The organism is Arthrobacter livingstonensis, from assembly GCF_003219815.1.
Classification (GTDB): domain Bacteria; phylum Actinomycetota; class Actinomycetes; order Actinomycetales; family Micrococcaceae; genus Specibacter; species Specibacter livingstonensis.
Genome location: NZ_QJVD01000085.1, coordinates 1 through 2,016, shown reverse-complemented (window position 1 = coordinate 2,016; position 2,016 = coordinate 1). Strand labels below are relative to the sequence as shown.

At 64.8% G+C, this 2,016-nt stretch carries 1 protein-coding gene and 1 pseudogene; both read right to left on the bottom strand.

Annotated elements, in window-relative coordinates; translation table 11 throughout:
- Positions 1–174 precede the first annotated feature (174 nt).
- Positions 175–954 carry an IS21-like element helper ATPase IstB gene (gene istB, locus CVV68_RS22825; RefSeq protein ID WP_110503267.1) on the bottom strand — a complete coding sequence of 260 codons (780 nt, stop codon included), beginning with the start codon at positions 952–954 and terminating at the stop codon, positions 175–177.
- A pseudogene (locus CVV68_RS22820) lies at positions 954–1,922 on the bottom strand (transposase); the annotation flags it as partial. The pseudogene CVV68_RS22820 and the gene istB, both read right to left, overlap by 1 nt.
- Between the last annotated feature and the right edge of the window lie 94 nt (positions 1,923–2,016).

Genomic DNA, 2,016 nt, shown 5'->3' with positions numbered 1-2,016 from the left:
CACCTATACCGAAACGACTTCCCCGACCCGGAAATCACGCGCGGCAGCCCTGACTACACTCTGGATTCGGAAGAGCCGGTTATCTGCCCGCTGGTGGCCAGTAAAAGTGCCCGGGTATGGCCATGAGATCTGCCCACAAATGTGATGTGGTGGGTGGCTATCCCGTTCCGGGTTTTAGCTCAGTTGTCTGACTCCTTTCCCTGCTAGGGCCTGGGTCAGCCTGACGGAGTCGCCGCTGGTTTGGCAGATGTGGGCGTGGTGGAGGAGCCGGTCCACGGTGGCGGTGGCCAGCGTTTTGGGCATGAGCTCGTCGAAACCCGCGGGGTGGATGTTGGAGGAGATCGCGATGGAGCGTTTCTCGTAAGCGGCATCCACGACCCGGTAGAGTCCCTCGGCGGCGTCGGTGCCCACGCCGAGGAGCCCGATGTCATCAATGACGACCAGATCGGCACGCAGCACCCGCGTGATGGCTTTGGTGACGGTGTCGTCGGTGCGGTGGGCGCGGATGAGCTGGCCAAGGTCCTCGAGCCGGAACCAGGCCACCCGCATTCCTTCCTCGACGGCTTGCTGGCCCAGGGCTTCAAGGAAGAACGTCTTCCCGGTACCGGAGGGCCCGCAGACGACAAGGTTTTCCCCGCGGTGGATCCATTCCAGGGTCTGCAGTGCCTGTTGGGTAGGTACCGGGATCGAGGACGCCGCCGGGTCCCAGGCATCGAAGGTCTTCCCGGTGGGGAATCCGGCGGCCTTACGCCGGGTGGCGAGCATGGAGCGGGCACGGCCGCTGATTTCCTCAGCGAAGAGGGCCTTGATGACTTCAACCGGTTCCCAGCGCTGGGCGCGGGCCGTGGCCATGAGTTCCGGGGCCAGGGCCCGGGCGTGGGGCATCTTCAACGAACGCATCATTGCCTCCACATCGGCCGGCAGGCCCGGGGCGGTCGTGGTGATGGGTGTCATCACTTCTCCTCGCTATCGGTGGTCGTTGTTGGGGTGGTGATGGCGGCCCAGACGCCGGTGCCCTGAGTCAGGGAAGTTTCCTCATTCGCAGTGTGCGTAGGTTCGCTGGCACGACCTGCCTGCAGGATCGAGGAGAGGTCCCCGTGCGCGAAGCGGCCATGGATCGCCGCGGTGCCCAGGGCACGGTCAACATCGATGACGCCGGCGATCTTCGCCAGAGACACGGCCTCGGCCATCTTCTGGTTCATGCGGGAGGTTCCGATGGCGGCGGCTTCCTTCAGCCAGGCCACGGCGCCTGCACCGATGGCCAAGAACTCTGCCTCGGCACCGGTGCGGGCCCTTGGTGTGTAGTCGCCGGGGATTTTCTGAACATGGCCTGGAAAATGCTCGTCGTTGATCGCCGGGCTCCCGGGCCGGGCCCGACCATGGCGGGCGACCTCAACCGGGCCGGCGGGGCCGTGATGAACAACGATGACCTGCTCATCCGGGCCGATCCCGTGGGAGCGGACGAAGACACGCTGCCCGAGCAGATGGGACGGGACAGAGTACATGGCGCTGTTGAACGTGACCATGGGCGTGTTCGGCGGAACGATGCGGGCCAGACCGAACGAGACAGTGTGGGCCATCTCCGGCACCCGGTGCAGACGCAACACTTCCTCGGCAAGCATAGCCGCGGGCTTGCGCTTGGTCACCCGGTGCTCACGGGCATTGATATGCCCCATGAAGTCCGCGCAGGCACCCTCCAACTCAGCGAAGGAGGCGTATTCCTCACGCAGGTTCGTGTCTTTCGGCACGATGTCTGCCTTGGCGACCTTCACCGATGCTTCCACCCCGCCCTTGGAGGCAGGATCGGCGGGCTGGCAGGTCAGGACCGTGACACCGTAGTGGCGGGCGAAATCCACGGTCTGCTGGTTGCGGATCGGCACCCCCGCCACGTGGGAGACCGTCACGGTCTTTTCGTTGTCGGTCTTCTGTGCCCGGTCTGATTATGTGGCCCGACCCGCCGTCACCCAGTGTTGTGGGGTTTGCTGTCTATGGGTCGGGCCACATAACGATCAGAGG

Excerpts from the sequence above, each read along its gene's own strand:
- istB (WP_110503267.1), bottom strand. The coding sequence starts at position 954 with ATGACACCCATCACCACGACCGCCCCGGGCCTGCCGGCCGATGTGGAG.